General features: G+C 53.5%; 21 protein-coding genes and 7 tRNA genes. 26 read left to right on the top strand and 2 right to left on the bottom strand.

The features are described 5' to 3' along the window. The first annotated feature begins 1 nt into the window (after nt 1). The 11 genes from nagA to F3J30_RS12020 all read left to right on the top strand — a co-directional run bounded on the left by nagA (nt 2) and on the right by F3J30_RS12020 (nt 6,015). Entirely contained in the window at nt 2–1,150 is a 1,149-nt protein-coding gene (gene nagA / locus F3J30_RS12070) for an N-acetylglucosamine-6-phosphate deacetylase (protein ID WP_014069346.1), read from the top strand. Nucleotides 1,151–1,158: 8 nt separating this feature from the next. Continuing rightward, a complete protein-coding gene (locus F3J30_RS12065) occupies nt 1,159–2,379 on the top strand; it encodes an N-acetylglucosamine repressor (RefSeq protein ID WP_166717395.1) in 1,221 nt (406 codons plus the stop codon). 45 nt (nt 2,380–2,424) lie between these two features. Next, nucleotides 2,425–3,177 carry a ribonucleotide monophosphatase NagD gene (gene nagD / locus F3J30_RS12060; RefSeq protein WP_166717394.1) on the top strand — a complete coding sequence of 251 codons (753 nt, stop codon included), beginning with the start codon at nt 2,425–2,427 and terminating at the stop codon, nt 3,175–3,177. Nucleotides 3,178–3,426: 249 nt separating this feature from the next. Beyond that, on the top strand, nt 3,427–5,091 hold the full coding sequence (gene asnB, locus F3J30_RS12055) for an asparagine synthase B (protein ID WP_166717393.1): 1,665 nt from the start codon (nt 3,427–3,429) through the stop codon (nt 5,089–5,091). Between the two features lie 226 nt (nt 5,092–5,317). Continuing rightward, a tRNA-Met gene (locus F3J30_RS12050) sits at nt 5,318–5,394 on the top strand. A gap of 8 nt (nt 5,395–5,402) precedes the next feature. Beyond that, nucleotides 5,403–5,487: transfer RNA gene (locus tag F3J30_RS12045), tRNA-Leu, on the top strand. Nucleotides 5,488–5,510: 23 nt separating this feature from the next. Further along, nucleotides 5,511–5,585: transfer RNA gene (locus F3J30_RS12040), tRNA-Gln, on the top strand. A 32-nt stretch (nt 5,586–5,617) separates the two neighbouring features. Then, nucleotides 5,618–5,692, top strand: a tRNA-Gln gene (locus F3J30_RS12035). A gap of 17 nt (nt 5,693–5,709) precedes the next feature. Then, nucleotides 5,710–5,786 (top strand) — tRNA-Met (locus tag F3J30_RS12030). A gap of 44 nt (nt 5,787–5,830) precedes the next feature. Further along, nucleotides 5,831–5,905, top strand: a tRNA-Gln gene (locus F3J30_RS12025). A 35-nt stretch (nt 5,906–5,940) separates the two neighbouring features. Beyond that, nucleotides 5,941–6,015, top strand: a tRNA-Gln gene (locus tag F3J30_RS12020). 106 nt (nt 6,016–6,121) lie between these two features. Here the strand turns inward: F3J30_RS12020 and ubiF are convergent. Next, a complete protein-coding gene (gene ubiF / locus F3J30_RS12015) occupies nt 6,122–7,297 on the bottom strand; it encodes a 3-demethoxyubiquinol 3-hydroxylase (protein ID WP_166717392.1) in 1,176 nt (391 codons plus the stop codon). Between the two features lie 135 nt (nt 7,298–7,432). On the opposite strand from ubiF, the gene miaB reads away from it, so the two are divergent. The 10 genes from miaB (at nt 7,433) to rihA (ending at nt 17,668) form a co-directional block, all read left to right on the top strand. Further along, nucleotides 7,433–8,857, top strand: coding sequence for a tRNA (N6-isopentenyl adenosine(37)-C2)-methylthiotransferase MiaB (miaB, locus tag F3J30_RS12010; protein ID WP_166717391.1), 1,425 nt, complete (start codon nt 7,433–7,435; stop codon nt 8,855–8,857). A 154-nt stretch (nt 8,858–9,011) separates the two neighbouring features. Beyond that, on the top strand, nt 9,012–10,058 hold the full coding sequence (locus F3J30_RS12005; protein ID WP_014069340.1) for a PhoH family protein: 1,047 nt from the start codon (nt 9,012–9,014) through the stop codon (nt 10,056–10,058). Then, a complete protein-coding gene (ybeY, locus tag F3J30_RS12000; protein ID WP_003858677.1) occupies nt 10,055–10,522 on the top strand; it encodes an rRNA maturation RNase YbeY in 468 nt (155 codons plus the stop codon). The genes F3J30_RS12005 and ybeY overlap by 4 nt, the downstream gene beginning before the upstream one ends. 89 nt (nt 10,523–10,611) lie before the next feature. After that, nucleotides 10,612–11,490 carry a CNNM family magnesium/cobalt transport protein CorC gene (corC, locus tag F3J30_RS11995; protein WP_166717390.1) on the top strand — a complete coding sequence of 293 codons (879 nt, stop codon included), beginning with the start codon at nt 10,612–10,614 and terminating at the stop codon, nt 11,488–11,490. 5 nt (nt 11,491–11,495) lie between these two features. Continuing rightward, the gene (gene lnt, locus F3J30_RS11990; RefSeq protein WP_166717389.1) at nt 11,496–13,034 is read left to right on the top strand and encodes an apolipoprotein N-acyltransferase; all 1,539 of its coding nucleotides are present in this window, start codon (nt 11,496–11,498) and stop codon (nt 13,032–13,034) included. A gap of 372 nt (nt 13,035–13,406) precedes the next feature. Beyond that, nucleotides 13,407–14,312: an amino acid ABC transporter substrate-binding protein gene (locus tag F3J30_RS11985; RefSeq protein ID WP_014069338.1), complete on the top strand. Its 906-nt coding sequence runs from the start codon at nt 13,407–13,409 to the stop codon at nt 14,310–14,312. Between the two features lie 154 nt (nt 14,313–14,466). Next, nucleotides 14,467–15,207, top strand: a complete 741-nt coding sequence (locus F3J30_RS11980) for an amino acid ABC transporter permease (RefSeq protein WP_014069337.1) — start codon at nt 14,467–14,469, stop codon at nt 15,205–15,207. Further along, nucleotides 15,207–15,881: a glutamate/aspartate ABC transporter permease GltK gene (gene gltK / locus F3J30_RS11975; RefSeq protein WP_014069336.1), complete on the top strand. Its 675-nt coding sequence runs from the start codon at nt 15,207–15,209 to the stop codon at nt 15,879–15,881. Before F3J30_RS11980 ends, gltK begins: the two co-directional genes overlap by 1 nt. Next, nucleotides 15,881–16,606 carry an amino acid ABC transporter ATP-binding protein gene (locus F3J30_RS11970; protein ID WP_014069335.1) on the top strand — a complete coding sequence of 242 codons (726 nt, stop codon included), beginning with the start codon at nt 15,881–15,883 and terminating at the stop codon, nt 16,604–16,606. Before gltK ends, F3J30_RS11970 begins: the two co-directional genes overlap by 1 nt. A 120-nt stretch (nt 16,607–16,726) precedes the next feature. Next, nucleotides 16,727–17,668 carry a pyrimidine-specific ribonucleoside hydrolase RihA gene (gene rihA, locus F3J30_RS11965; protein WP_166717388.1) on the top strand — a complete coding sequence of 314 codons (942 nt, stop codon included), beginning with the start codon at nt 16,727–16,729 and terminating at the stop codon, nt 17,666–17,668. A gap of 114 nt (nt 17,669–17,782) precedes the next feature. Here the strand turns inward: rihA and F3J30_RS11960 are convergent, their stop codons facing one another. After that, nucleotides 17,783–18,265: a zinc ribbon-containing protein gene (locus tag F3J30_RS11960; protein WP_041162199.1), complete on the bottom strand. Its 483-nt coding sequence runs from the start codon at nt 18,263–18,265 to the stop codon at nt 17,783–17,785. A gap of 214 nt (nt 18,266–18,479) precedes the next feature. Here F3J30_RS11960 and leuS point away from each other — a divergent pair, with 214 nt between their 5' ends. The 5 genes from leuS to rsfS all read left to right on the top strand — a co-directional run bounded on the left by leuS (nt 18,480) and on the right by rsfS (nt 23,922). Beyond that, nucleotides 18,480–21,062, top strand: a complete 2,583-nt coding sequence (leuS, locus tag F3J30_RS11955) for a leucine--tRNA ligase (protein WP_166717387.1) — start codon at nt 18,480–18,482, stop codon at nt 21,060–21,062. Nucleotides 21,063–21,076: 14 nt separating this feature from the next. Continuing rightward, a complete protein-coding gene (lptE, locus tag F3J30_RS11950; protein WP_014069331.1) occupies nt 21,077–21,646 on the top strand; it encodes an LPS assembly lipoprotein LptE in 570 nt (189 codons plus the stop codon). Next, the gene (holA, locus tag F3J30_RS11945) at nt 21,646–22,677 is read left to right on the top strand and encodes a DNA polymerase III subunit delta (RefSeq protein ID WP_166717386.1); all 1,032 of its coding nucleotides are present in this window, start codon (nt 21,646–21,648) and stop codon (nt 22,675–22,677) included. Before lptE ends, holA begins: the two co-directional genes overlap by 1 nt. Next, nucleotides 22,670–23,335, top strand: a complete 666-nt coding sequence (gene nadD / locus F3J30_RS11940; protein WP_166717385.1) for a nicotinate-nucleotide adenylyltransferase — start codon at nt 22,670–22,672, stop codon at nt 23,333–23,335. Before holA ends, nadD begins: the two co-directional genes overlap by 8 nt. Nucleotides 23,336–23,604: 269 nt before the next feature. After that, nucleotides 23,605–23,922 carry a ribosome silencing factor gene (gene rsfS / locus F3J30_RS11935; RefSeq protein WP_166717384.1) on the top strand — a complete coding sequence of 106 codons (318 nt, stop codon included), beginning with the start codon at nt 23,605–23,607 and terminating at the stop codon, nt 23,920–23,922. Nucleotides 23,923–23,924: the final 2 nt, after the last annotated feature.

Genomic DNA, 23,924 nt, shown 5'->3' with positions numbered 1-23,924 from the left:
TATGTATGCTTTAACCCACGGTCGGATTTATACCGGCCATGAAATTCTGGATGACCACGCGATTGTTATCGCGAATGGCCTGATTGAACGTATCTGTCCGCTGGCTGAACTGCCGCCGGAGATTGAACAGCGCTCACTCAATGGAGCAATTATCTCCCCCGGTTTTATCGACGTTCAGCTTAACGGCTGCGGCGGCGTGCAGTTTAACGACACCGCAGAAGCAGTGACCGTTGAAACGCTGGAAATCATGCAAAAAGCCAATGAAAAATCGGGCTGCACCAGCTATCTGCCAACGCTTATCACCAGCAGCGATGAACTGATGAAAAAAGGTATCCGCGTGATGCGCGAGTACCTTGCAAAATACCCTAATCAGGCGCTGGGCCTGCACCTGGAAGGACCGTGGCTGAACATGGTCAAGAAAGGCACCCATAACCCGGATTATGTTCGTAAACCGGACGCGGAGCTTGTCGATTACATGTGTGCCAACGCCGATGTAATCACCAAAGTGACGCTGGCACCAGAAATGACCGGGCCAGAGGTTATCAGCAAACTGGCTGCGGCCGGGATTGTGGTGTCTGCCGGCCACTCTAATGCCACGCTGAAAGAAGCTAAAATCGGCTTCCGCGCAGGCATTACCTTCGCAACCCACCTTTATAATGCCATGCCGTACATCACCGGTCGTGAACCGGGGCTGGTCGGCGCGATTCTGGATGAGCCAGACGTCTACTGCGGCATTATTGCCGATGGGTTACATGTCGATTACACCAACATCCGCAATGCCAAGCGTCTGAAAGGCGATAAGCTGTGTCTGGTAACAGATGCAACCGCACCGGCAGGGGCAGATATTGACCAGTTCATTTTTGCTGGTAAAACAATATACTACCGCAATGGACTGTGTGTGGACGAAAACGGCACGCTGAGTGGCTCTGCGCTGACCATGATCGAAGGGGTGCGTAACCTGGTCGAGCATTGCGGTATCGCGCTTGATGAAGTGCTGCGTATGGCAACACTGTATCCGGCTCGCGCGATGGGCGTGGATAAACAGCTCGGTGGGATTGCGCCAGGTATGATTGCAAACCTGACTGCCTTCACACACGATTATAAAATTATTAAGACCATCGTTAATGGTAACGAGGTCGTCACTGAGTAAGTAAAAGTATGACACCAGGCGGACAAGCTCAAATCGGTAATGTCGATCTCGTTAAACAACTTAACAGCGCGGCAGTTTATCGCCTGATTGACCAGCACGGGCCAATCTCACGCATTCAGATAGCCGAACAAAGCCAGCTTGCTCCCGCCAGTGTGACAAAAATTACACGTCAACTTATTGAGCGCGGCCTGATAAAAGAAGTCGATCAGCAGGCCTCCACCGGGGGGCGCCGCGCTATCTCCATTGTTACCGAAACCCGCAACTTCCAGGCTATTGGCGTCCGTCTTGGCCGTCATGACACTACGCTTACCCTCTACGATCTGAGCAGTAAAGCTATTGCCGAAGAACATTACCCACTGCCGGAACGCACCCAGGAAACCCTGGAGCACGCCCTGCTTAATACCATCGCGCACTTCATTGAAACCTGTCAGCGCAAGATCCGCGAGCTGATTGCTATTTCGGTGATCCTGCCGGGTCTGGTCGACCCTGAAAGTGGTGTGATTCGTTATATGCCACATATCCAGGTTGAGAACTGGGGGCTGGTTAAGGCGCTGGAAAAACGCTTTAACGTGACCTGCTTCGTCGGCCATGACATTCGTTCTCTGGCGCTGGCAGAGCACTATTTTGGTGCGAGTCAGGACTGTGAAGACTCTATTCTGGTGCGTGTTCACCGTGGTACGGGCGCAGGCATTATCTCTAATGGCCGCATTTTTATTGGCCGCAACGGCAACGTGGGTGAGATTGGCCATATTCAGGTAGAGCCGCTGGGCGAGCGTTGCCACTGCGGTAATTTCGGCTGCCTTGAAACCATCGCCGCCAACGCGGCAATAGAAAATCGGGTCCGCCACTTACTTGAACAGGGTTACCAAAGCCGCGTGACCCTCGACGACTGCAAAATTGGTGCAATTTGCAAAGCCGCCAACAAAGGCGACGCGCTGGCCTGTGAAGTTATCGAACAGGTTGGTCGCCACCTGGGTAAAACCATTGCCATTGCCATCAACCTGTTTAACCCACAAAAAGTGGTGATCGCGGGTGAGATCGTCGAAGCTGAAAAAGTGTTATTACCGGCTATTGAAGGCTGTATTAACACCCAGGCGCTGAAAGCGTTTCGCCAGAACCTGCCGGTGGTGCGCTCAACGCTGGATCACCGCTCAGCGATTGGTGCTTTCGCGCTGGTAAAACGCGCCATGCTTAACGGGATCCTGCTCCAGCATTTGCTGGAATCCTGATCGGATCTTATAGTAACGCCTTCTTTTTTTGATGTCGGATTGTCCATGACCATTAAGAATGTAATTTGTGATATCGACGGCGTGCTGATGCACGACAACGTTGCCGTGCCGGGTGCTGCGGAGTTCTTACACCGCATCATCGACAAAGGAATGCCACTGGTTCTTCTCACGAACTACCCTTCCCAAACCGGTCAGGATCTGGCTAACCGCTTTGCGACGGCGGGTGTCGACGTGCCGGACACTGTGTTTTATACCTCCGCAATGGCAACGGCGGATTTTCTGAAACGTCAGGAAGGGAAAAAAGCCTACGTGGTGGGTGAAGGCGCGCTGATCCACGAGCTGTATAAAGCGGGCTTTACCATCACTGATGTGAACCCGGACTTTGTGATTGTGGGTGAAACGCGCTCCTTTAACTGGGAGATGATGCATAAAGCAGCGTACTTTGTCGCCAACGGCGCGCGCTTTATCGCGACCAACCCGGACACCCATGGTCGCGGTTTTTATCCGGCCTGCGGGGCGCTGTGTGCCGGTATCGAAAAAATCTCCGGCCGTAAGCCGTTTGTTGTCGGTAAACCGAGCCCGTGGATCATCCGCGCCGCACTGAACAAAATGCAGGCGCATTCTGAGCAGACCGTGATTGTGGGCGACAACCTGAGAACTGACATTCTGGCCGGTTTCCAGGCGGGTCTTGAAACGATCCTCGTGCTTTCCGGTGTATCCACCCTCGACGATATCGACTCTATGCCGTTCCGGCCGAGCTGGATTTACCCCTCAGTCGATGAAATTGACGTCATCTGATTCAGAACCACGCCTCAGGGCGTGGTTTTTCATTTATGGCCCTGATAAACACAATCCCATCTAACAAAAACCACAATTCATTGCATAATCATCAATAAAAGCGTTCAGGACATACTCTTTTTTCAACATTCAGCAATTGCCATTGCACTATTTCCGTTTTAAGCCGTAAAACCCTTGCGCGCCCTCCCCCTTTGCGGCATTTTCATAAGCAAGCAACATTACAAAGCAACAGGGTTAACGGAGAAGGTTATGTGTTCAATTTTCGGCGTACTGGATATTAAAACTGACGCAGGCGAACTGCGTAAAAAGGCTCTTGAACTGTCCCGCCTGATGCGCCATCGCGGCCCGGACTGGTCAGGCGTTTACGCCAGTGATAAAGCGATTCTGGCGCATGAACGTCTGTCTATTGTTGACGTCAACGCTGGTGCACAGCCGCTGTATAACGAGAAAAAAACGCACGCGCTGGCGGTGAACGGTGAAATCTATAACCATCAGGCGCTGCGCGCTGAATACGGCGACCGCTACGCTTTCCAGACCGGTTCTGACTGCGAAGTTATCCTCGCGCTGTATCAGGAGAAAGGACCAGAGTTTCTGGATGACCTGCAAGGCATGTTCGCCTTTGCACTGTATGACAGCGAAAAAGACGCCTACCTGATCGGCCGCGATCACATCGGGATTATCCCGCTGTATATGGGACATGATGAACACGGTAACTTCTATGTGGCTTCTGAAATGAAAGCCCTGGTGCCCGTTTGCCGCACCATTAAAGAGTTCCCGGCAGGCAGCTATCTGTGGAGTAAAGACGGCGAGATCCGCCAGTACTACCAGCGCGACTGGTTCGATTTTGATGCAGTGAAAGACAACGTGACCGACAAAACCGAGCTGCGTCAGGCGCTGGAAGATTCCGTTAAAAGCCACCTGATGTCCGACGTGCCTTACGGCGTGCTGCTTTCCGGCGGTCTGGATTCCTCTGTGATTTCCGCCATCACCAAGAAATTTGCTGCGCGTCGTGTGGAAGATCAGGAGCGTTCAGAAGCCTGGTGGCCACAGCTGCACTCCTTTGCCGTTGGCCTGGAAGGGGCTCCTGACCTGAAAGCCGCGCAGGAAGTGGCAAACCATCTTGGTACCGTGCACCATGAAATTCATTTCACCGTGCAGGAAGGCCTGGATGCGATCCGCGATGTTATCTACCACATCGAAACCTATGATGTGACGACCATCCGCGCCTCTACGCCGATGTACCTGATGTCTCGTAAGATCAAAGCGATGGGCATTAAGATGGTGCTGTCTGGCGAAGGTTCTGATGAAGTCTTCGGTGGCTACCTGTACTTCCACAAAGCGCCAAATGCCAAAGAGTTGCATGAAGAGACGGTCCGCAAACTTCAGGCACTGCATATGTTTGACTGTGCGCGTGCCAACAAAGCGATGTCGGCCTGGGGCGTGGAAGCTCGTGTACCGTTCCTGGACAAGAAATTCCTCGACGTGGCGATGCGTATTAACCCGCAGGATAAAATGTGCGGCAACGGCAAAATGGAAAAACATATCCTTCGTGAATGTTTTGAGTCCTACCTGCCGGCAAGCGTTGCATGGCGTCAGAAAGAGCAGTTCTCTGATGGCGTAGGTTACAGCTGGATCGACACCCTGAAAGAGGTGGCGGCAAAACAGGTTTCTGACCAACAACTGGAAACCGCCAGCTTCCGCTTCCCGTACAACACGCCGGGCTCCAAAGAAGCCTATCTGTACCGTGAAATCTTTGAAGAGCTATTCCCGGTACCGAGTGCTGCGGAATGTGTTCCTGGTGGCCCGTCAGTCGCTTGCTCTTCCGCAAAAGCGATTGAATGGGACGAATCGTTCAAATCCATGAACGACCCGTCAGGACGTGCTGTAGGCGTTCACCAGTCAGCATATAAATGATTGTCTGAATGACTAACAGGCCCTCCGGGGCCTGTTTTTTTTGCATTGCCTTTTGCTGGACAAAAACGATTAATAACCAATAATTGCCGAATATTCGGCCACGCTGTTCGCAACCTAACCAAACAGTCACATTCCAGCTATTTTCGATGAAAAAGGTGTTGACGCTGCAAGGGTCTATACGCATAATGCGCCCCGCAACGCCGATAAGGTAACGCGAAAAAAAGATGGCTACGTAGCTCAGTTGGTTAGAGCACATCACTCATAATGATGGGGTCACAGGTTCGAATCCCGTCGTAGCCACCATCTTTTTTGCGGGAGTGGCGAAATTGGTAGACGCACCAGATTTAGGTTCTGGCGCCGCAAGGTGTGCGAGTTCAAGTCTCGCCTCCCGCACCATTCCCAGGTAAGCGTTGCACGGATGGGGTATCGCCAAGCGGTAAGGCACCGGTTTTTGATACCGGCATTCCCTGGTTCGAATCCAGGTACCCCAGCCATATTTCTTCGATTTTGCGGTTCTCCGCGGTATTGGGGTATCGCCAAGCGGTAAGGCACCGGTTTTTGATACCGGCATTCCCTGGTTCGAATCCAGGTACCCCAGCCATCGAAGAATGCAGTACTGGCTACGTAGCTCAGTTGGTTAGAGCACATCACTCATAATGATGGGGTCACAGGTTCGAATCCCGTCGTAGCCACCAAATTAGTACATTATCGATTATGTCGGTAAGCTAGAAAAAATTGTTGGGGTATCGCCAAGCGGTAAGGCTCTGGTTTCTGATACCAGCATTCCGAGGTTCGAATCCTCGTACCCCAGCCAATTTAAAAGTCGTTAAGCTGTTTGTTTAACGCAATTGGGGTGTCGCCAAGCGGTAAGGCTCTGGTTTCTGATACCAGCATTCCGGGGTTCGAATCCCTGCACCCCAGCCACTTAGTAACAAAAAAGCCCGCTCTGCGGGCTTTTTTGTTTTTGTACAGAATTGTGCGGCCTGATGCCCTCACCCTGGCCCTCTCCCACGGGGAGAGGGAAAAATGATTAGAGTCCGAGAGCGTATTTCAGCGCCTGACGCTTCAGACCACCGGCACGCTCTGCCGCCATCAGCCCAATATTACGCAAAATTCGCACCGGCCCTAAGTCGTTACTGAACCCGGCGTAAAACAGATCCATCCCCGATTGCATCAAGAAGTTATCCGCCATACGACGCGTCTGATAACGTTTCAGTACCTGCTGGCTCGCCCAGGGTTCAGCGTGCGCTCGCGCACTGGTTAATACATCCAGCAACGCTTCAACGTCACGATATCCCAGATTGACACCCTGCCCTGCCAGTGGGTGAATGGTATGTGCCGCATCCCCGACCAGCGCCAGCCCTTCGCGGGCGTATTGCAATGCGTGTCGGCGGGTCAGCGGGAATGCTCCGGCAGCAACCGGCGTCACATGTCCCAGACGGCCCGGGAAGTGGTGCAAAACTTCATGTTGTAGCTGCGCCATCGATAACCCCTGCAACTGGCGAATACGCGCCGGTTTGTCGTACCACACCAGGGATGCCCAGTTGTCAAACAGCGGCAAGAAGGCATGTGGGCCGTTTGGCGTGAAATGTTGCCAGGTACTCTTACCCGGGTCATTTTCACACTGCACAGTGATTAACATACAGGATTGCTGATACTGCCAGGCATGAACGCCGATCCCCGCCATTTGTCTGACCTGCGAGTTCGCGCCATCAGCCCCCACCACCAGCTTCACGGCAACTTCATCATCATTATCCAGCGTCAGGCGGTACCCGCCTTCATGACGATGCAGGGCCTTGAGCGAAGAAGGGACGCGCAACGTCACCTTCTGGTGCACCGCCAGCGCCTGCCATAGCGCCTGTTGCAGGACGTTGTTTTCCACCATATAACCCAGCCGCGGTAATTTCAGCTCGGCGGCATCAAACACCACATGGGCATTTTCCCACTCCCATGTTTCGAGTCGACTGTAGGGATGCGCTCGCATCGCAAGCACGGCATCCCATACGCCCAGCCCACGCAGAAGATCGACAGAGGCGGCACTGATCGCAGAAATTCGGACATCGGGTTTTGCTGTCGCATCAAATGCCACAGGCTCGGCCTGTTCAATGACCGTTACCTCAAATCCCTGCTGCGCGAGCCCCAGCGCCAGTGCGCCGCCGACCATACCGCCGCCGACAACGGCAATTTCGGTTTGTTGGAGTGTCATGGTCAATTTTCCTTATTGCAGAATCCCTTAAGTTTACCGGATTTTTAGGGTAAGGAGGTTGACAACCTTCATACTGGTCACAACCGCACCAAAGCATTACAATACGCGGCTTGCAATCCTGAGCTGAGCAAGTCGATGACTAAAAAACTCCATATAAAAACCTGGGGCTGTCAGATGAACGAATACGATTCATCGAAGATGGCCGATCTGCTGGATACAACCCACGGATACCAGCTGACTGAAAATGCGAAAGAAGCCGATGTGCTGCTGCTAAACACCTGTTCAATTCGTGAAAAAGCGCAGGAAAAAGTCTTTCATGTGTTAGGTCGCTGGAAACTTCTCAAACGTAAAAATCCGGATCTGATCATCGGTGTTGGCGGCTGCGTTGCGTCGCAGGAAGGCAAACTGATCCGCCAGAGAGCCCCTTATGTGGATATCGTCTTTGGCCCTCAGACCCTGCACCGCCTGCCTGAGATGATCAACAAAGTTCGCGGCAATCGTAGCCCGGTTGTTGACGTAAGCTTCCCGGAGATCGAAAAATTTGACCGTCTGCCGGAGCCGCGTGCTGATGGCCCGACCGCGTTCGTCTCCATCATGGAAGGCTGCAACAAATACTGTACTTACTGCGTGGTACCTTACACCCGCGGTGAAGAAGTCAGCCGCCCGGCAGATGACGTGCTGTTTGAAGTCGCGCAGCTTGCCGCGCAGGGCGTACGCGAGGTAAACCTGCTGGGCCAGAACGTTAACGCCTGGCGTGGCGAGAACTATGACGGCAGCACCGGCAGCTTTGCTGAACTGCTGCGTCTGGTGGCGGCCATTGACGGTATCGACCGTATTCGCTTCACCACCAGCCACCCGATGGAATTTACCGATGACATCATCGATGTTTATCGCGACACACCGGAACTGGTGAGCTTCCTGCACCTGCCTATCCAGTGTGGTTCTGATCGCGTGCTTAACCTGATGGGGCGCCCGCATACGGTGCTGGAATACAAAGCCACCATCCGCAAGCTGCTTGCCGCACGCCCGGATATCCAGATTAGCTCCGACTTTATCGTTGGCTTCCCTGGCGAAACCACCGATGACTTTGAGCGCACCATGAAGCTCATCGGCGACGTGAATTTCGACGTGAGCTACAGCTTTATTTTCTCTGCACGTCCTGGCACCCCGGCGGCCGATATGGTGGACGATGTTCCGGAAGAAGAGAAAAAGCAGCGTCTGTATATTCTCCAGGAGCGCATCAACCAGCAGGCCAACGCCTGGAGCCGCCGGATGCTCGGTACTGTCCAGCGCATTCTGGTTGAAGGCACGTCCCGTAAGAGCATTATGGAGCTCTCCGGTCGTACCGAAAATAACCGTGTGGTGAACTTCGAAGGCACCCCGGATATGATTGGAAAATTCGTGGACGTCGAGATTGTCGAGGTGCTGACTAACTCGCTGCGCGCGAAGCTTGTACGTACCGAGGATGAAATGGGGCTGCGCATTGCTGAATCTCCGGAATCCGTTATCTCCCGTACCCGTAAAGAAAACGAATCTGGCGTCGGTATCTATCAGCCTTAATTCGTCCAGGCCTGCCTTTCTGGCAGGCCTTGTATTTCCCCTCTTCGCCCCCAATATCGATGGCAATGCTTGCGCCTTTATTCTGTGGCGTGAATACTTTCGGTAATGACAGTTTTATGATGCCAGACCTACAAAACACTCAAAGAGGAACGGTTTGAATATAGACACGCGTGAAATTAGCCTTGAGCCCGCAGACAACGCTCGCCTGCTGAGCCTGTGCGGGCCGTTTGATGACAACATCAAGCAACTGGAGCGACGTCTGGGTATCGAAATCAATCGTCGCGATAATCATTTCAAACTCACCGGGCGCACAATTTGCGTCAATGCGGCTGCGGATATTCTGCGCAGTTTGTATGTCGATACCGCCCCGATGCGCGGCCAGACTCAGGATATCGAGCCGGAACAGATCCACCTCGCCATTAAAGAGGCGCGAGTGCTTGAGCAGAGCGCTGAAAGCGTTCCTGACTATGGCAAGGCGATTAACATCAAGACCAAGCGTGGCGTGATTAAGCCGCGCACGCCAAACCAGGCGCAGTACATCGCCAATATCCTCGACCATGACATCACCTTCGGCGTGGGCCCGGCCGGGACAGGGAAAACCTATCTGGCAGTAGCCGCGGCTGTGGATGCGCTGGAGCGTCAGGATATCCGTCGTATTTTGCTGACCCGTCCGGCGGTAGAAGCGGGCGAGAAACTGGGCTTCCTGCCAGGCGACCTGAGCCAGAAAGTCGACCCGTACCTGCGCCCGCTGTACGATGCGCTGTTCGAAATGCTGGGCTTTGAGAAAGTTGAAAAACTGATCGAGCGTAACGTTATCGAAGTGGCTCCCCTCGCGTACATGCGTGGCCGTACCCTCAACGATGCCTTCATCATTCTGGATGAGAGCCAGAACACCACCATCGAACAGATGAAAATGTTCCTGACGCGTATCGGCTTTAACTCGAAAGCCGTTATCACCGGCGACGTGACCCAGATTGACCTGCCGCGCAGCACCAAATCCGGCCTGCGTCACGCCATCGAAGTGCTGGCCGAAGTTGACGAAATCAGTTTCAACTTCTTCCACAGCGAAGACGTGGTACGTCACCCGGTGGTGGCACGCATCGTCAACGCTTATGAAGCCTGGGAAGAGGCAGAGCAGAAGCGAAAGGCCGAACTGGCCGCAGAACGTAAGCGCGAAGCGCAGGAGCAAGATCAAAAATGAGTCAGGTGATCCTCGATTTACAGCTGGCCTGTGAAGATAATTCTGGAATGCCGGAAGAGGCGCAATTTCAGAAATGGCTGGATGCGGTCATCCCCCAGTTTCAGGAAGAATCAGAAGTCACCATCCGCCTGGTGGATGAAGCGGAAAGCCATGAGCTTAATCTAACCTACCGCGGTAAAGATAAACCGACCAACGTGCTCTCTTTCCCGTTTGAAGCTCCACCGGGTATCGAGATGCCGCTGCTGGGCGATTTGATCATCTGCCGTCAGGTGGTTGAGCAGGAAGCCAAAGAGCAGCAAAAACCGCTTGAGGCCCACTGGGCGCATATGGTCGTACACGGCAGCCTGCATTTGCTGGGCTACGATCATATTGAAGATGACGAAGCGGAAGAGATGGAGTCCCTCGAGACAGAGATAATGCTTGCTCTGGGCTATGAGGATCCGTACATTGCCGAGAAAGAATAGTCAGTCAACAGACCGGCTAACATGCCGCCGCGTAAGGAAATAGCGCGGCGGTAAACATTGAACTTACAAGAGAACCCTTAACAAACGCCATGAGCGACGACAATTCACACAGTAGCGACACGACAAACAGTAAAAAGGGATTCTTCTCCCTCATTCTGAACCAGCTTTTCCACGGCGAACCGAAAAACCGTGATGAACTGCTGGAGCTGATTCGTGATTCCGGGCAAAACGACCTTATCGACGAAGATACGCGCGAAATGCTCGAAGGGGTCATGGACATCGCCGACCAGCGCGTCCGCGACATCATGATCCCCCGCTCGCAGATGATCACCCTGAAACGCAATCAAACGCTCGACGAGTGCCTCGATGTCATTATCGAGTCTGCCCATTCGCGTTTCCCGGTTATCAGCGAAGATAAAGATCACATCGAAGGGATTTTGATGGCGAAAGATCTGCTGCCGTTTATGCGCAGCGATGCCGAAGCCTTCAGCATGGAAAAAGTGTTACGTCAGGCCGTGGTTGTGCCGGAAAGCAAACGTGTGGATCGGATGCTGAAAGAGTTCCGCTCTCAGCGTTACCACATGGCGATTGTTATTGATGAATTCGGCGGCGTTTCGGGTCTGGTCACGATCGAAGATATTCTTGAGCTGATCGTGGGCGAAATCGAAGACGAGTACGACGAAGAAGAAGATATCGACTTCCGTCAGCTCAGCCGCCACACCTGGACCGTGCGCGCGCTGGCTTCGATTGAAGATTTCAACGACGCCTTCGGTACGCACTTTAGCGATGAAGAGGTCGATACCATTGGCGGTCTGGTGATGCAGGCCTTTGGGCATCTTCCGGCTCGCGGTGAAACCATTGACATCGACGGTTACCAATTCAAGGTCGCTATGGCCGACAGCCGACGTATTATTCAGGTTCATGTCAGAACGCCGGATGACTCACCGGTGCCAAAACTGGAAGATTAATGTAAATGGCATTTGCCCCATTACTTGAACGCCAGCGCGTCCGACTGCTGCTGGCGCTGTTACTCGGAGCCAGCGGTACGCTGGCTTTTTCTCCTTACGATATCTGGCCTGCCGCCATTATTTCCCTGATGGGGCTACAGGGTTTAACCCTGAACCGCCGTCCTGTGCAGGCCGCAGCCATTGGCTACTTCTGGGGGCTGGGGCTGTTTGGATCCGGCATTAACTGGGTCTATGTCAGCATCGCGCAGTTTGGCGGGATGCCGGGCCCGGTTAACGTCTTCCTGGTTGTGCTGCTTGCTGCATATCTCTCGCTCTATACTGGCCTGTTCGCCGGTATTCTTTCCCGCCTGTGGCCGAAAACCACCTGGGTGCGGGTTGCCATTGCGGCTCCGGTGGTCTGGCAAATCACGGAATTCCTGCGCGGCTGGGTGCTGACCGGCTTCCCGTGGTTGCAGTTCGGCTACAGCCAGATTGATGGCCCGTTAAAAGGGCTGGCTCCGGTGATGGGCGTGGAGGCGATTAACTTCCTGTTGATGGTGGTCAGTGGCCTGCTGGTGCTCGCGCTTATCACGCGCAGCTGGAAACCGCTGGTCACGGCGCTGGTGCTGTTTGCTCTGCCCTTCCCGCTACGTTATATCCAGTGGTTTACCCTGGAGCCCGCACGGGCAACGCAGGTGTCGATGGTGCAAGGCGATATCCCGCAGGCAATGAAGTGGGACGAAAAGCAGCTTATCAACACGCTGAAAATCTATGCCGGTGCGACCGAGCAGGTGATGGGAAAATCCCAGCTGATTATCTGGCCGGAATCCGCCATTCCTGACCTCGAAATCAACCAGCAGCCTTTCCTGAGCATGATGGACAATTTGCTACGTGCGCGTGGCAGTACGCTGATCACCGGGATTGTCGATGCGCGTCTGAACCCGCAAAACCGTTATGACACGTACAACACGATCATTACGCTCGGCAAGGACAGCGAATACAGCTACAACTCCACTAATCGCTATAACAAGAACCACCTGGTGCCGTTCGGTGAATTTGTGCCGTTGGAGTCAATTCTGCGCCCGCTGGCGCCATTCTTTGATTTGCCGATGTCCTCTTTCAGCCGTGGTCCGTACGTTCAGCCTCAGCTGCACGCGCACGGTTTCGCGCTAACGGCCGCCATTTGCTACGAAATTATCCTCGGTGAGCAGGTGCGCGATAACTTCCGCCCGGACACCGACTATCTGCTGACCATCTCCAACGATGCATGGTTTGGGAAATCAATTGGCCCGTGGCAACACTTCCAGATGGCACGAATGCGCTCCCTGGAGCTGGCGCGTCCGCTGCTGCGTAGCACCAACAACGGCATTACCGCCGTGATTGGCCCGCAGGGCGAAATTCAGGCCATGCTTCCGCAATTTACTCGCGACGTGCTAACCGCAAAGGTCACACCGACAACCGGAATGACGCCATACGCCCGTACTGGCAACTGGCCACTGTGGATCCTGACCGCACTGTTTGGTTTTGGCGCCGTGCTGATGAGCCTTCGTCAGCGTCGTAAATAATTTCATCTCCTCCTGCCGGGTGGCGCTGACGCTTACCCGGCCTGCTTTTCCATCTTCGACAATTCCTCCCAAACTTTCACTTTGGCACGCCTATTGCTTTGTATATTAACGCAAACGCAATTTGGCTTAACGTGCAACCTGGTCGCACCAGCGTAGATCACCGGTAGCACCGAAACGGTGCAACGAGAGATTTTCGCCTCTGAATGGTGCGGCGTGCTTCGCAAAAATAAACAATAACGCAGCAAAATCTTTACATTAAGCCAAACTAAATGTTAACAAGCTTGCATAACACTGCACTCGCATAGCGCGAGATATAACAACATCACAATGGGTATCAATGCGTCACTGGCGCTGATAAAAAAGGAGTTGGGTATGCAATTACGTAAACTGGCCACAGCAATGCTGGTTATGGGGATGTCCGCAGGCGTTGTCCACGCTGAAGACGCTCCGGCTGCCGGGAGCACTCTCGACAAGATTGCCAAAAACGGCGTGATCGTGGTCGGCCACCGTGAATCTTCTGTCCCGTTCTCTTACTACGACAACACGCAAAAAGTCGTGGGCTATTCACAGGATTACTCCAACGCCATCGTTGAAGCCGTGAAGAAAAAGCTGAACAAGCCTGATTTACAGGTGAAGTTGATTCCTATCACCTCGCAGAACCGTATTCCTCTGCTGCAAAACGGCACCTTCGATTTTGAGTGCGGCTCAACCACGAACAACCTGGAGCGCCAGAAACAGGCTGCGTTCTCTGACACCATCTTCGTGGTAGGTACCCGCCTGCTGACCAAGAAAGGCGGCGAAATTAAAGATTTTGCTGACCTGAAAGGCAAAGCGGTTGTGGTGACATCCGGTACCACTTCTGAAGTTCTGCTGCACAAGCTGAACGACGAGAAGAAAATGGATATGCGCATCATCAGTGCGAAAGACCACGGCGACTCCTTCCGTACGCTGGAAAGCGGCCGTGCAGTAGCGTTCATGATGGATGACGCACTGCTGGCTGGCGAGCGTGCTAAAGCGAAGAAACCAGACAACTGGGAAATCGTCGGCACCGCGCAATCCAAAGAAGCTTACGGCTGTATGCTGCGTAAAGACGACGCTGAATTCAAAAAACTGATCGATGACACCATCGCTCAGGCGCAGACCTCCGGCGAAGCGGAAAAATGGTTCGACAAGTGGTTCAAGAACCCAATTCCACCAAAAAATCTCAACATGAACTTTGAACTGTCTGACGACATGAAAGCACTGTTCAAATCACCAAACGACAAGGCTCTTAACTAATTAGAACAACAGGGGCGGGATCTCCTGCCCTCTCGATTGTCGGGAAGCACGGACAGACTATACGTTGAGTGGTCGTTCCCCACTCAGCGCGAAAATTAGCTTCTCACCAATCTTCGAGGGTAGCGCTGCTACCCTTTTTTTTCTGGAGTTTATTATGTCAATTGACTGGAACTGGGGCATATTCCTGCAAGAAGCCCCGTTCGGCAACACCACCTATCTTGGCTGGTTATGGAGCGGCTTTCAGGTCACTGTGGCGCTATCCATAACGGCATGGATAATCGCGTTTCTTGTCGGCTCGCTGTTCGGTATTTTGCGTACCGTCCCTAACCGCTTTCTTTCAACCCTCGGCACCCTGTATGTGGAACTGTTCCGTAACGTTCCGCTGATTGTGCAATTCTTTACCTGGTATCTGGTTGTGCCGGAACTGCTGCCTGAAAATATTGGCATGTGGTTTAAGTCAGAACTGGATCCGAACATTCAGTTCTTTGTCTCCTCAATGCTGTGCCTGGGGCTTTTTACCGCGGCCCGCGTGTGCGAGCAGGTACGTGCAGCCATTCAGTCCCTGCCGCGCGGACAAAAGAACGCTGGTCTGGCGATGGGCTTGACGCTGCCACAAACCTACCGTTATGTGCTGCTGCCTAACGCCTACCGCGTGATCGTTCCACCGATGACTTCAGAGATGATGAACCTGGTAAAAAACTCGGCCATCGCCTCCACCATCGGTCTGGTTGATATGGCGGCACAGGCAGGCAAGCTGCTGGATTACTCCGCCCATGCGTGGGAATCCTTCACCGCAATAACGCTCGCGTATGTTCTGATTAACGCTTTCATCATGCTGGTGATGAACCTGGTTGAACGCAAAATTCGCCTGCCGGGCAATCTGGGAGGCAAATAATGTACGATTTTGACTGGAGTTCCATCGTTCCTTCCATGCCATACCTGCTGGATGGCCTGGTGATTACCTTAAAAATCACCGTCATCGCCATCGTCATTGGTATTGTCTGGGGAACATTGCTGGCGGTCATGCGCCTGTCGAGCTTTAAACCGTTCGCCTGGTTTGCTACCGCCTACGTTAACGTCTTCCGCTCCATTCCACTGGTGATGGTGCTGCTGTGGTTTTATCTGATTGTTCCAGGCTTCTTGCAGAACGTACTGGGGCTGTCACCGAAAACCGACATCCGCCTGATCTCGGCGATGGTGGCGTTCTCCATGTTCGAGGCCGCGTATTACTCAGAGATTATCCGTGCCGGTATCCAGAGCATTTCGCGTGGGCAATCCAGTGCTGCACTGGCGCTGGGGATGACTCACTGGCAGTCGATGCAGCTCATCATTCTGCCGCAGGCGTTTCGCGCCATGGTTCCACTCCTGCTGACTCAGGGCATCGTGCTGTTCCAGGATACCTCTCTGGTATACGTACTCAGCCTGGCAGACTTCTTCCGTACCGCTTCCACCATCGGTGAGCGTGATGGTACGCAGGTCGAGATGGTTCTCTTCGCAGGTGGGGTCTATTTTGTGATTAGTTTAAGCGCGTCGCTGTTGGTCAGCTGGCTGAAGAAAAGGACTGTATAATGATTTCCCTGAAAAATGTTTCTAAATGGTATGGGCACTTTCAGGTGCTGACCGACTGCTCCACCGAAGTGAAAAAAGGCGATGTGGTGGTGGTGTGCGGACCGTCCGGATCCGGTAAATCCACGCTTATCAAAACCGTCAACGGCCTGGAGCCGGTGCAGCAAGGCGAGATCCTCGTTAACGGCACCAAAGTTAATGATAAGAAAACCAACCTGGCCCAACTGCGCTCCCACGTCGGGATGGTGTTCCAGCATTTTGAGCTGTTCCCGCACCTCTCCATTATCGAAAACCTGACCCTGGCGCAGGTAAAAGTGCTTAAGCGTGATAAAAAACTCGCGCGCGAAAAAGGGCTGAAGTTACTGGAGCGCGTGGGGCTTTCCGCTCATGCCGATAAATTCCCGGCGCAGCTCTCCGGCGGCCAGCAGCAGCGTGTGGCGATCGCCCGCGCGCTGTGTATGGATCCGGTAGCTATGCTCTTTGATGAACCCACCTCTGCGCTCGATCCAGAAATGATCAACGAGGTGCTGGATGTCATGGTAGAACTGGCCCACGAAGGGATGACGATGATGGTGGTGACACACGAAATGGGCTTCGCCCGTAAAGTGGCCAACCGCGTGATCTTTATGGATGAAGGCAAGATCGTAGAAGACTCGCCGAAAGAAGAGTTCTTCGCCAACCCGAAATCTGAGCGCGCAAAAGACTTCCTCGCCAAAATCCTGCATTAATCCTCTCAGTGCGCAATCTGCGGATTGCGCACTGCTTCACGCTTTACATCTCTTCTTCTCGTCGGCGTCACATTGCAGCGTTACCCTTGTCACAAAATAACGCTAAAAATGGAGAACTCTATGGCACTGCCAATCATTCTCGATTGCGATCCAGGTCATGATGACGCGATCGCCCTCGTCCTTGCTCTTGCCTCCCCTGAACTGGACTTAAAAGCTGTCACCTCGTCAGCCGGAAACCAGACCCCGGATAAAACCCTGCGCAACGTGTTGCGGATGCTCACGCTGTTAAAACGTACGGATATTCCGGTGGCAGGCGGTGCGATTAAGCCGCTGATGCGCGAGCTGATCATTGCCGACAATGTGCACGGTGAATCAGGGCTTGACGGCCCGGCACTGCCGGAACCAGGATTTGCGCCGCAAAACTGCACGGCCGTTGAGCTGATGGCGAAGGTGCTGCGCGAAAGTGCTGAACCCGTGACGCTGGTAGCAACCGGCCCGCAAACCAACGTTGCGCTGCTCTTAAACAGCCACCCGGAACTGCATAAGAAAATCGCCCGCATCGTGATCATGGGTGGGGCTATGGGGCTTGGGAACTGGACGCCTGCGGCGGAGTTCAACATTTTTGTCGACCCGGAAGCGGCAGAGATTGTCTTCCAGTCGGGTTTACCGATTGTGATGGCGGGGCTGGACGTTACCCATCGGGCACAAATCATGTCAGAAGATACAGAGCGTTTTCGTGCCATTGGTAACCCTGTCGCCACAACCGTGGCTGAGCTGCTCGACTTCTTCCTTGAGTACCACAAAGACGAAAAATGGGGATTCCAGGGGGCACCGCTGCATGACCCATGCACCATTGCCTGGCTTTTGAAGCCTGAGATGTTCACCACTGTGGAACGCTGGGTAGGCGTGGAAACCGCAGGGAAATACACCCAGGGAATGACGGTGGTAGATTACTATTCGCTGACCGGAAATAAGCCTAATACGACATTGATGGTGGATGTCGACAGACAAGCGTTTGTGGATTTGCTGGCGGAAAGACTTAAATATTATCGTGAGGCCTGATGCCCATGGGCTGAGGGACCCACACAGAGAAATACGAGCACTGACAGCTCCCTCAACCCACAGGTAAAGGGAGCAAACACTAAAAACGGCAACTGTGTTGCCGTTTGCTATTACCTAGGGCTCAAACGGCCGGCGCTGGAACTGATCGTGCCCGCATTTTGGGCAACGCGGCAGCACATCAGGCGTATAAACCGCAATGTGGTGATGGCACTTCTCACACACCAGATTTCCCAGCCCCACCACTTCACCACTGTGGTACACACCATGATGGTTGAGATCCTGAAACACCTCGCGCCACTCCAGCTGGGTTTTGTCGGTAATATCAACCAGCTCCTGCCACAGGCTCTCTTTAATCACGCGCATAAAAACGCTGTCGGTGATTTCGTCCTGACTCTCTTCATAGCTGCGCGCAAACTCTTCCAGATCGCGCCGAACGGCACGCGTCACCTCATCCACTTCGGTTCGCGTTAACTCACCCGTTTGCATCACTCTTACTCGCGCCTGTTCAACCAGCGCATCAATATCTCTTTCACCATTACGCAGGCGTTCCGTGAGTGTGGCGACCAGTTCGCGGTAAAATTGAGCAACCTTGTTCATCATTTTGCCTCCCGGGTAAGTAACTATCTCTAATAGTAGACCTTATTTCATCGCCGCTTTGCCAGGTGCAGCACAGACCCGGTAAATTCCTGCAAAGCGCATTTGCGTGAAAGGCTGTTTTGACGCGGATGTTTGGGCTATGCTATGCGGATCTGAAATACCACATCCATTGGCTACATTTGTAGCTGTATTGAAAACAGGACCACTGGCTGCCATGCAAGAGCAATACCGCCCGGAAGAGATAGAATCTAAAGTCCAGCAACACTGGGACGAGAAGCGCACTTTTGAAGTCACCGAAGACGAGAGCAAAGAGAAGTATTACTGCCTGTCGATGCTTCCCTATCCTTCTGGTCGACTACACATGGGCCACGTGCGTAACTACACCATCGGTGATGTGATTGCACGCTACCAGCGCATGTTGGGCAAAAACGTTCTGCAACCTATCGGCTGGGATGCATTCGGCCTGCCTGCTGAAGGCGCCGCGGTCAAAAACAACACTGCGCCAGCGCCGTGGACCTACGACAACATCGCCTACATGAAAAACCAGCTCAAAATGCTGGGCTTTGGTTACGACTGGAGCCGCGAGCTGGCCACCTGCACCCCGGAATACTACCGCTGGGAGCAAAAATTCTTCACCGAGCTGTACAAAAAAGGCCTGGTGTACAAGAAGACCTCTGCCGTTAACTGGTGCCCGAACGACCAGACCGTTCTGGCGAACGAACAGGTTATCGATGGCTGCTGCTGGCGTTGTGACACCAAAGTTGAGCGTAAAGAGATCCCACAGTGGTTTATCAAAATCACCGCTTACGCTGATGAGCTGCTGAATGATCTGGATAATCTGGATCACTGGCCTGATACCGTTAAAACCATGCAGCGTAACTGGATCGGCCGTTCTGAAGGCGTGGAAATCACCTTCAACGTTGAAAACTACGATCAAACGCTGACCGTCTACACCACTCGCCCGGACACCTTCATGGGCGCGACCTACCTGGCGGTTGCCGCAGGTCACCCTCTGGCGCAGAAAGCTGCCGAAAATAACCCGGTACTGGCTACCTTCATCGACGAATGCCGCACAACCAAAGTGGCCGAAGCCGACATGGCGACGATGGAGAAAAAAGGCGTTGATACCGGCTTTAAAGCAATTCACCCACTGACTGGCGAAGCGATTCCGGTCTGGGCGGCAAACTTCGTTCTGATGGAGTACGGCACAGGTGCAGTGATGGCCGTTCCGGGCCACGATCAGCGCGACTACGAGTTTGCATCCAAATATGGTCTGGCCATCAAGCCTGTCATTCTGGCGGCTGACGGTTCTGAACCTGACCTGTCTGAACAGGCACTGACCGAAAAAGGCACCCTGTTTAACTCTGGTGAATTCAGCGGTCTGAGCTTTGAAGACGGCTTCAACGCCATTGCCGACAAACTGGCAGAGAAAGGTGTTGGCGAGCGCAAAGTGAACTTCCGTCTGCGCGACTGGGGCGTTTCCCGTCAGCGTTACTGGGGTGCACCAATTCCTATGGTCACCCTGGAAGATGGCACTGTGCTGCCAACGCCAGAAGATCAACTGCCGGTTATCCTGCCAGAAGATGTGGTCATGGACGGTATCACCAGCCCGATCAAAGCCGATCCTGAGTGGGCGAAAACCACCGTGAACGGCCAGCCTGCGCTGCGTGAAACCGACACCTTTGACACCTTCATGGAATCTTCCTGGTATTACGCGCGCTACACCTGCCCGCAGTATCAGGACGGGATGCTGGACTCGAAAGCCGCTAACTACTGGCTGCCGGTTGACATCTACATCGGTGGTATTGAACACGCGATCATGCACCTGCTCTACTTCCGCTTCTTCCATAAGCTGATGCGTGATGCGGGCCTGGTGAACTCTGATGAGCCAGCAAAACAGCTGCTGTGTCAGGGCATGGTATTGGCAGATGCCTTCTACTATGTTGGCGTGAACGGCGAGCGTAACTGGGTTTCTCCGAAAGACGCGATTGTTGAGCGTGACGAGAAAGGCCGCATTGTGAAGGCCAAAGACGGCGAAGGTCATGAACTGGTGTATACCGGCATGAGCAAGATGTCCAAGTCCAAAAACAACGGCATCGATCCGCAGGAAATGGTAGAGCGTTATGGCGCTGATACCGTGCGTCTGTTTATGATGTTTGCTTCCCCGGCTGACATGACGCTGGAGTGGCAGGAATCTGGCGTAGAAGGCGCTAACCGCTTCCTGAAACGTGTCTGGAAACTGGTTTACGAGCACACCTCTCAGGGTGATGCACCTGCGCTGAACGCGGCAGCACTGTCAGAAGATCAGCAGGCACTGCGTCGTGATGTTCATAAAACTATTGCCAAAGTGACCGATGATATTGGTCGTCGTCAGACCTTCAACACCGCAATTGCGGCTATTATGGAACTGATGAACAAGCTGGCGAAAGCACCACAGGAAGGCGAGCAGGATCGCGCGTTGATGCGTGAAGCGTTGCTGGCCGTGGTGCGGATGCTGAACCCGTTTACACCACACGCAAGCTTCACGCTGTGGCATGAACTGAAAGGCGAAGGCGATATCGACAACGCGCCATGGCCGGTTGCTGACGAATCAGCCATGGTGGAAAACACCACGCTTGTGGTGGTGCAGGTAAACGGCAAAGTACGCGGTAAAATTACCGTGGCTGTTGATGCGACCGAAGAACAGGTTCGCGAGCGCGCGGGTCAGGAACATCTGGTTGCGAAGTATCTTGAGGGCGTTACCGTACGTAAGGTTATCTACGTACCAGGTAAACTGCTGAATCTGGTCGTTGGCTAAGCGCGGGAGGAAACGTGCGACAACTGGCAACAATACTCTTATCTCTGGCGGTGCTTGTCACCGCTGGTTGTGGCTGGCATCTGCGCAATACCACGGCAGTGCCTGCCCAGATGAAAACGATGATCTTCGATTCCGGTGATCCGAACGGTCCGCTTAGCCGGGCAATTCGCAGCCAGCTGCGCCTGAACGGTGTTGAGCTTATCGAGAAAGGAACGCTGCGCCAGGATGTACCGTCTCTGCGTGTTCTGGGCATGACCCTGAGCAAAGACACGGCGTCAATCTTCCAGGACGGCCGTACCGCTGAGTACCAGATGGTGATGTCGGTTAACGCTGCTGTACTGATCCCGGGTAAAGACATTTATCCAATCAGCACGAAGGTCTACCGTTCGTTCTTTGATAACCCACAAACTGCGCTGGCCAAAGACGCCGAGCAGCAAATTATCATTAACGAAATGTACGACAAAGCAGCAGAACAGCTGATCCGTAAACTGCCTAGCATTGAGGCAACTTCTAAAGAAGGTGCTGATATCATCGATAAACCGGATGCCAATGCGCTGCCGGTTTCTACCTCGATGGGTAACTGATGATCAGGTTGTATCCTGAACAACTCCGCGCGCAGCTCAATGAAGGGCTGCGCGCGGCGTATCTGCTGCTCGGAAACGATCCGTTATTGCTTCAGGAAAGTCTTGATGCCGTCAAACAGGCTGCGGCGGCGCAGGGCTTTGATGAACACCACACCTTCCAGCTTGATAACAACACAGACTGGAATGCCCTCTTCTCACTTTGCCAGGCGATGAGCCTGTTCGCATCGCGCCAGACGATTCAGATCCTGCTGCCGGATAATGGCCCTAACGCGGCCATCAATGAACAACTGGCGACGCTGGTGAGTTTATTACACAGCGACCTGCTGCTGATTGTGCGCGGCAATAAGCTGACCAAAGCCCAGGAAAACGCGGCATGGTTTACCCAACTCGCGGCGCACTCCGTACTGATCACCTGTCAGACACCCGAACAGGCACATCTGCCAAAATGGGTTGCCGCGCGGGCAAAACAGCACAATCTCCATCTGGATGATGCAGCCAATCAGCTGCTTTGCTACTGCTACGAGGGTAACCTGCTGGCACTGGCACAGGCGCTGGACAGACTTTCCTTGCTGTGGCCCGATGGCAAACTGACTCTGCCGCGCGTTGAGCAAGCGGTGAATGATGCTGCGCACTTTACCCCTTTCCACTGGGTTGATGCCCTGCTGTCGGCGAAGAGTAAACGCGCCCTGCATATTTTGCAGCAGTTGCGTCTTGAAGGCAGTGAGCCGGTTATCCTGCTGCGGACGGTTCAGCGCGAGCTGTTACTGCTGATTAACCTGAAACGTCAGTCTGCGCATACGCCGCTGCGTTCCCTGTTCGACAAGCACCGCGTGTGGCAAAACCGCCGCGCCATGACCACAGAGGCAATAAACCGCCTGAGTCATGAACAGCTTCGCCAGGCCATACAATTGCTGATGCGCGCCGAGCTGACGCTAAAACAGGATTATGGCCAGTCGGTCTGGGCTGAGCTGGAAAGTCTTTCTCTGCTGCTTTGCCACAAGGCGCTGGCAGACGTTTTTATCGATGGATAATATGCATTCTCTTCAGGCACTGTATGGCGGCACCTTCGACCCGGTTCATTACGGGCATCTAAAACCGGTGGAAATACTGGCGAATCAGATAGGCTTGCAGCGTGTGATAATCATGCCAAATAACGTTCCGCCACATCGTCCTCAGCCGGAAGCCACAAGCGAACAGCGCAAAGAAATGCTGGCGCTGGCGATAGCGGATAAACCGCTGTTTACGCTTGATGAGCGGGAATTGCGCCGCGACACGCCCTCCTGGACATCCCAGACGTTGCAGGAATGGCGCGCCGAAAAAGGGCCGCAACAGCCGCTGGCGTTTATTATTGGCCAGGATTCTCTGCTCAATTTCCCCAACTGGCATAAGTACGAAACCATTCTGCAAAACAGTCACCTGCTGGTTTGCCGCCGTCCGGGTTATCCGCTGACCATGCGGGAAGAACAACATCAGCAGTGGCTGGAAGCGCACCTGACAGACAATGTAGAAGATCTCCATAATCAGCCTGCCGGGAAGATTTATCTGGCAGAAACACCCTGGTTTGATATTTCAGCCACCATTATTCGCGAACGCCTGCAACAAGGGCTCGCCTGTGATGACCTGCTGCCAACGGCTGTGCTGGCATATATTCACCAGCACGGGCTGTATCAGAAAAGTACCGAAGAATAAGCATGATGCAGGAAAAAGCCTGTTATTCGCTATCCTGCCTTGACAGGCCTGACCATGCTGATATTCTCCGCTGCCAGACTTTCCCGCCGATCATTGCTTTACAGAAATTGTTTTACAAAAATGGCGATGCAATCTCAGGCGGAGGGTGGGATGATACCCGCCTTCAAAAGCCCGGCCGGTGACATTTGTCCCGACACTGGCGTCAGTTCAGGTATACTGTCTGGCCACGAATTCATAGTTGCACAATCTCATTCACCCAGGGGGAAAACTTGCAGGGTAAAGCACTCCAGGATTTTGTTATCGACAAAATTGATGACCTGAAAGGTCAGGACATCATCGCTATCGACGTTAAGGGTAAATCCAGCATCACCGATTGCATGATCATTTGCACCGGTACATCGACTCGCCATGTGGTGTCAATTGCCAACCATGTGGTTCAGGAATCGCGTATGGCGGGCCTGTTGCCGTTTGGTGTTGAAGGCGAAGCCACCGCTGACTGGGTTGTTGTCGATCTCGGCGATGTTATTGTCCATGTTTTACAGGAAGAGAGCCGTCGCCTGTATGAGCTGGAAAAACTCTGGGGTTAATG

It is taken from the genome of Enterobacter sp. Tr-810, assembly GCF_011752765.1.
Lineage (GTDB): Bacteria > Pseudomonadota > Gammaproteobacteria > Enterobacterales > Enterobacteriaceae > Enterobacter > Enterobacter soli.
This window is presented reverse-complemented; position numbering and strand designations above follow the sequence as displayed.

Excerpts from the sequence above, each read along its gene's own strand:
- nagA (WP_014069346.1), top strand. The coding sequence starts at position 2 with ATGTATGCTTTAACCCACGGTCGGATTTATACCGGCCATGAAATTCTG.
- F3J30_RS12065 (WP_166717395.1), top strand. The coding sequence starts at position 1,159 with ATGACACCAGGCGGACAAGCTCAAATCGGTAATGTCGATCTCGTTAAA.
- nagD (WP_166717394.1), top strand. The coding sequence starts at position 2,425 with ATGACCATTAAGAATGTAATTTGTGATATCGACGGCGTGCTGATGCAC.
- asnB (WP_166717393.1), top strand. The coding sequence starts at position 3,427 with ATGTGTTCAATTTTCGGCGTACTGGATATTAAAACTGACGCAGGCGAA.
- ubiF (WP_166717392.1), bottom strand. The coding sequence starts at position 7,297 with ATGACACTCCAACAAACCGAAATTGCCGTTGTCGGCGGCGGTATGGTC.
- miaB (WP_166717391.1), top strand. The coding sequence starts at position 7,433 with ATGACTAAAAAACTCCATATAAAAACCTGGGGCTGTCAGATGAACGAA.
- ybeY (WP_003858677.1), top strand. The coding sequence starts at position 10,055 with ATGAGTCAGGTGATCCTCGATTTACAGCTGGCCTGTGAAGATAATTCT.
- corC (WP_166717390.1), top strand. The coding sequence starts at position 10,612 with ATGAGCGACGACAATTCACACAGTAGCGACACGACAAACAGTAAAAAG.
- lnt (WP_166717389.1), top strand. The coding sequence starts at position 11,496 with ATGGCATTTGCCCCATTACTTGAACGCCAGCGCGTCCGACTGCTGCTG.
- F3J30_RS11985 (WP_014069338.1), top strand. The coding sequence starts at position 13,407 with ATGCAATTACGTAAACTGGCCACAGCAATGCTGGTTATGGGGATGTCC.
- F3J30_RS11980 (WP_014069337.1), top strand. The coding sequence starts at position 14,467 with ATGTCAATTGACTGGAACTGGGGCATATTCCTGCAAGAAGCCCCGTTC.
- gltK (WP_014069336.1), top strand. The coding sequence starts at position 15,207 with ATGTACGATTTTGACTGGAGTTCCATCGTTCCTTCCATGCCATACCTG.
- F3J30_RS11970 (WP_014069335.1), top strand. The coding sequence starts at position 15,881 with ATGATTTCCCTGAAAAATGTTTCTAAATGGTATGGGCACTTTCAGGTG.
- rihA (WP_166717388.1), top strand. The coding sequence starts at position 16,727 with ATGGCACTGCCAATCATTCTCGATTGCGATCCAGGTCATGATGACGCG.
- F3J30_RS11960 (WP_041162199.1), bottom strand. The coding sequence starts at position 18,265 with ATGAACAAGGTTGCTCAATTTTACCGCGAACTGGTCGCCACACTCACG.
- leuS (WP_166717387.1), top strand. The coding sequence starts at position 18,480 with ATGCAAGAGCAATACCGCCCGGAAGAGATAGAATCTAAAGTCCAGCAA.
- holA (WP_166717386.1), top strand. The coding sequence starts at position 21,646 with ATGATCAGGTTGTATCCTGAACAACTCCGCGCGCAGCTCAATGAAGGG.
- nadD (WP_166717385.1), top strand. The coding sequence starts at position 22,670 with ATGGATAATATGCATTCTCTTCAGGCACTGTATGGCGGCACCTTCGAC.